General features: G+C 40.3%; 6 protein-coding genes and 2 pseudogenes. 1 reads left to right on the plus strand and 7 read right to left on the minus strand.

Going from position 1 to position 4,682, the window contains the following annotated elements:
* The 3 genes and pseudogenes from ACFIMS_RS04915 to ACFIMS_RS04925 form a co-directional block, all read right to left on the minus strand.
* Positions 1–402, minus strand: a pseudogene (locus tag ACFIMS_RS04915) (phage portal protein); the annotation flags it as partial.
* Positions 387–1,823: a phage terminase large subunit gene (locus ACFIMS_RS04920; RefSeq protein ID WP_375696429.1), complete on the minus strand. Its 1,437-nt coding sequence runs from the start codon at positions 1,821–1,823 to the stop codon at positions 387–389. The gene ACFIMS_RS04920 and the pseudogene ACFIMS_RS04915, both read right to left, overlap by 16 nt.
* Positions 1,804–2,139, minus strand: coding sequence for a hypothetical protein (locus ACFIMS_RS04925; protein ID WP_375610989.1), 336 nt, complete (start codon positions 2,137–2,139; stop codon positions 1,804–1,806). Before ACFIMS_RS04925 ends, ACFIMS_RS04920 begins: the two co-directional genes overlap by 20 nt.
* Positions 2,140–2,349: 210 nt before the next feature.
* On the opposite strand from ACFIMS_RS04925, the gene ACFIMS_RS04930 reads away from it, so the two are divergent.
* On the plus strand, positions 2,350–2,739 hold the full coding sequence (locus tag ACFIMS_RS04930) for a hypothetical protein (RefSeq protein WP_375689825.1): 390 nt from the start codon (positions 2,350–2,352) through the stop codon (positions 2,737–2,739).
* A gap of 14 nt (positions 2,740–2,753) precedes the next feature.
* Here the strand turns inward: ACFIMS_RS04930 and ACFIMS_RS04935 are convergent, their stop codons facing one another.
* The 4 genes and pseudogenes from ACFIMS_RS04935 to ACFIMS_RS04950 all read right to left on the minus strand — a co-directional run.
* The gene (locus ACFIMS_RS04935; RefSeq protein WP_375696430.1) at positions 2,754–3,284 is read right to left on the minus strand and encodes a hypothetical protein; all 531 of its coding nucleotides are present in this window, start codon (positions 3,282–3,284) and stop codon (positions 2,754–2,756) included.
* A complete protein-coding gene (locus tag ACFIMS_RS04940) occupies positions 3,271–3,606 on the minus strand; it encodes a hypothetical protein (RefSeq protein ID WP_375607479.1) in 336 nt (111 codons plus the stop codon). The genes ACFIMS_RS04935 and ACFIMS_RS04940 overlap by 14 nt, the downstream gene beginning before the upstream one ends.
* Positions 3,607–3,621: 15 nt before the next feature.
* Positions 3,622–4,062, minus strand: a complete 441-nt coding sequence (gene ssb / locus ACFIMS_RS04945; RefSeq protein ID WP_375696431.1) for a single-stranded DNA-binding protein — start codon at positions 4,060–4,062, stop codon at positions 3,622–3,624.
* Between the two features lie 430 nt (positions 4,063–4,492).
* A pseudogene (locus tag ACFIMS_RS04950) lies at positions 4,493–4,682 on the minus strand (hypothetical protein); the annotation flags it as partial.

Raw genomic sequence — 4,682 nt, forward strand, 5'->3', positions numbered from 1 at the left:
ATCACTATCTGCATATTCAGCATGTGCCATGTCGCGAAACCATTCTGCTGCTCCTGTAAGCAATTCACTTGGCAATGCCTTCCCTATTTGACGAGGAATGAATTGCACTTCTCGCTTATTGTTGCGTTCTGAACCCACAACAGCATTCACAAGCGGAGCAATACGATTAAAAGTCATAACGGGGCGGCGTTGCTTTTTTAACGCCGATAAATCTTCTTCATTCCATTGATCACCATTGTAAAAACCAAAATCCTCCCGCGCATGTTCACGCCATTTGTTCACATGCTCCACATCTTCTTTGTACCAGCTCACAAGCTTACGAAACAAACCTTCATGAGAGAGATCAGATACATTGCTGTCTTTTTCTAAACGTTCATCATCATGCATCATTCTGCCATCCATGAGGTACTCTCATATTCCATTCTGCCGCTATAAGCTGGTCGCTTTTGTATTTCTTTTGGTGGTTTGTATGAAATACACATCAGTCCAAAGGCATCTGCCCCATGACTGGACCAATCATGCTCTGCTCCCAAGCCAATATTACGCTTCTCATCCCATTTCTCGTGATACCAGTTCAGTGCCTTACGTCCTGCTACTGTCGTCTTCTCATTAAACCAAACAGAAGGCAAAACACGGCGGACTGTTTCTATACGTATCTTAACAGCCCCTGCTCCCTGATTAGGGATAACTTTTGTTTGAAAGCCTGCCTGTTTAAGAGCGCTCTCAAAACTCACATTGTGCACACGGTCTCTGGTCGCACCGTCATGGGGGAGAACCATCAATGCCTTCTCATAACCATTTTGACGCAACCAACCGATATGTTCGGATAAAGGCTGTCCCTGTGCTTCGTAATAATCAAGCACTCTGATCTCTCTACCAACAAATTGTGCTATCCATATCGCCGTGGCATCTGCCTTGGCGCCTGTCCCCCCAATATCCCAAAAGGCGCGTATCTGCATTAAAGGATCACGAGCAACACGCCCTATCCGCCCCTCTTGCTCGGCTGCCAACATTTCCTTTTGATAATAAGCGCCTTGAACCGCTGTAAGATAAGCCCCTTCCCAGATATGCTTATAGGTCTCGGGACGGTTTCTCAGATCATCAAGCCGCGCTTCATTCAAGATCTTAGGAAACTTCGGATTATCTGACCAATTGATCTCTACACGCTTAATGGCTTCATTGTCTGAAAAGCGAAACCGCTTCTCAACGGGGGCATTCTCTCGCAACGGGTTCCATGTCACCCATAACTCTGCTCGCCACCCCTCGCCTTCTTCACGCAACGTTGGAATAAGCGTCTGCCAAGCCGTCTCTGTTACCGGCTCTGCTTCATCAACCCAACAAAGCAAAATGCGCCNCTCTGCTCGCCACCCCTCGCCTTCTTCACGCAACGTTGGAATAAGCGTCTGCCAAGCCGTCTCTGTTACCGGCTCTGCTTCATCAACCCAACAAAGCAAAATGCGCCCCATCGATTTACTGCTCGCAATATTACGGTCCAGACCAGAAAACTGAAAGGCTACGCGACCATCTATCGACTTAATCGACGATTCCCCAACCTTGTAATAGTCCTTTAAAAAGTCATGCGCTTCAATGGCGCGCTTAATCTCCTCCAATGAACTTTCTGCCAAAGAATTCTGAAACTGACGTGCACAAAGTATAGTGCCCGATATCCCTTGCATACCAAATTGATAGCCTTTTAAAGCAGCCATCAAGGCAAATGATCTTGTCTTTCCAGACCCTCGTCCACCCCAAGCCGCCCGTACCAAAGCGTCCCCTGCAAAAATAGGAATGAGTTTTGGTACAATCTTAATCTGTCTTGTCGTCATTCATTGTTAAAGGAGCAATTTCTACACGCCCTATGATCTTAATCGCGCCCCCATCTTCCCCCGTCACTTGCAAAGGCAAGATCTTCCCAAGCAACGCTAAATAAGCCGCAGGGCATCTTATTGCCTGCTTTTCGAGGTAAGAGATTAGCCCCTCTTTCCCATACTTATTGCCTGCCAATTCAGCAGCTTTAAGAATAGCCTCTTTCAAAAGGCGTGTATTCTTATTCGGTACACCTTTGACACGCCCCATTCCTGCCTTAGGGGGTTTATATTTTTTCTTTGTTTGAGAAATCTGTTCTGTATTTTGTGATGTCATAAAATACACCCTCCAGATAATAAAAAACCCCGCATTTGCGGGGATTTTGAACTGTACCACACCCTCATTTAGATACAGTACGACCAGTGCCGTATTTGTCATTAAATACGATTTGCTACACTTTGTCAACATAAAAATAACACATATTGATAATTTCAAAGGGAATCTGTATGAAGCGAAGATGTAACAATGAAAAACAATGGATAAACTATGTCTAAACGCTTCATTTTAATAGGTGTAGTCATTATCGGAATATTAGCTTTTAGCTTTTATATCTTAAACAACCAAGGGACAACACCATGTGATAAGCTAGTAAATAAATTAGGAAATGTTTATAGGAACATATTTCAAAAAAGCGATATTCCTTTATATATGAAGTCGGAAAATGGAGAATGTTATCGCTTTGATGTTGTTGATAAAAAAATAAGCCATTTTAATAAAAAGATAAAGGAATGGTTCGTAATAGGCTTTATAATAATCACCATCATGTCTCTTCCGATTAACATACTCTGGCGATTTAGATTAAAGATTCCGGCGTTTTTATTTACAATAATGACCGCCTTAGCTGTTATTGCAATACCATATATATATGGGTGGTAGTATCTCTTTCAAATCTACTTTTTTGAAAAATGCTTCTGAAGCGCATTAAGAGCAACGCGTAATGAATTCACAAGGTGGGGTAGCATTTGATCTTCTATAACGAGGTACTGTAGCGCAGCATGAAGATTATACTGTCTATAAAGGCATTGTGCTTCTTTTAGTGCCTCTTTCACGGCTTGATAGTGATTTGTTGCTTTTTGAACCCATTGTTCAAAGCTATCTGGATCTGAATTTGTAGACACATCATCATAAATCGCATTAGGCAAGCCTTTTGCGCAAAGGTAATTATTTCTTATCTGTAGGTACTGTTGCGCGGCATCATATTGCTCTTGTGTAATCACGCCTTGCAAACAAAGCCGCCCGATATAGGTACCAGAAAGTGGATTTTTTGCCTCCTGTAGCGTTAAACCGAAGCGCTTTGCACGCATTTCTATTGCCAATTTATCAACGGCTTCACGCGGTGCTTTTGCACGTGATATACGTCCGTTTGGTTCTCTTACCTGCCCTGCTATTTTAGGGCGTCCCCTTTTTTTATTTTTTTTCACTTATGTCCTCAGATGTCTGTTTAATATCTTGCCAAATTCTCTCTGATCTTGACCATGAAATTCGATTTAAAAAGAACAATAAAACCACTAAAATGCATATTACAGCAGCAACACCTAACTTAAGTTTTAAGTGACTTTGATCCCAAGAAAGTTTTAAGAGCAGAATGAAAAGTGTACTCAATAAAGCACCCATCACTATACTGTAATAACTCATTGATGTAGATGACATACAATCTCTTAACAGCTCTATATCATTCTCTGTAAGCATATAAACGGGTTCAGATTCTTCTGTACTAACCCTAGACTTCTTTTTACTATCCATTAAAGCACCTTCTGTTTAAAAAGGAACGCTATCATTCATAACGGTATGAGATGTATCAAGAGGTCTGTAAATGCTTCTGTCATAAGCAGATGACTGATCTTGATTATCATCATTTTTGCCATCTAAAAGCTTTAACTCGCCTTTGTACTGAGGCAATATGACTTCTGTTACATAGCGATCAATACCGTTTTTATCTTGCCATTTACGCGTTTGAAGCTGTCCCTCGATATAAACTTTGCTGCCTTTATTCAGATACTGGAGTGCTATTTTTGCAAGATGTGGATTAAACACCACAACGGAATGCCATTCGGTTTTGTCTATTCTCTTATTGGTTGCCTTGTCTGTATAGCTCTCAGACGTTGCCATTCGAAAATTGACCACCTCGATACCAGATGACATTGTTTTGCTTTCTGGATTGGCACCTAAATGACCAATTAAAATCACTTTATTAAGCATTTGCTTTCTGTCCTTTAATGGAAAATAGTACTTAGAACAAAACAAACTCACAACTGATGATAGTATAACACATTATGGTGTATTTTTACAAACAGAATTTATCATAACCCACTGAATCTACAGTGTGAATCCCATTTTTATTTTACTTAACAGCTTGCTTTTTGATACGTTTTGTGCAATAAAGAGATGTTCTTTTATATTTCGATTGGTTATTTTAATCGTTTATTTAGATCGCTAGCTGTTTTGATAATAAAAGCCGTATCAATTCATTTTGATGCGGTTTTTATGTATTAAGGCTTGCATTTTTACACGTTTTGTGTAATATACTTTAACATTTAAAATGTATAAGTTTCCAGTTGCAAACAAAAGCCGTGTCTTAAAAGGACGCGGCTTTTTTGCTATAAAGCAGCCCCCCGCCCCGTTATTTTATTTACGCTGCTTTATTTTCAACAATCTTTACAACGGTATCGTTTTCATAAATTTCACAATCTTCAGGAATTCCATATGCATAGTAAATGTTTTGCTCAACATATGAATAATCATTTCTTTTTAATCTTGCATTGCCATGTACCAAACCTCTAATGGTGTGATAACCAGTCACTTTAGCATTGCCATAAACA

The sequence above is a fragment of the Bartonella sp. AP331QHHD genome, assembly GCF_042195905.1.
Classification (GTDB): Bacteria; Pseudomonadota; Alphaproteobacteria; order Rhizobiales; family Rhizobiaceae; genus Bartonella.

Excerpts from the sequence above, each read along its gene's own strand:
- ACFIMS_RS04925 (WP_375610989.1), bottom strand. The coding sequence starts at position 2,139 with ATGACATCACAAAATACAGAACAGATTTCTCAAACAAAGAAAAAATAT.
- ACFIMS_RS04930 (WP_375689825.1), top strand. The coding sequence starts at position 2,350 with ATGTCTAAACGCTTCATTTTAATAGGTGTAGTCATTATCGGAATATTA.
- ACFIMS_RS04940 (WP_375607479.1), bottom strand. The coding sequence starts at position 3,606 with ATGGATAGTAAAAAGAAGTCTAGGGTTAGTACAGAAGAATCTGAACCC.
- ssb (WP_375696431.1), bottom strand. The coding sequence starts at position 4,062 with ATGCTTAATAAAGTGATTTTAATTGGTCATTTAGGTGCCAATCCAGAA.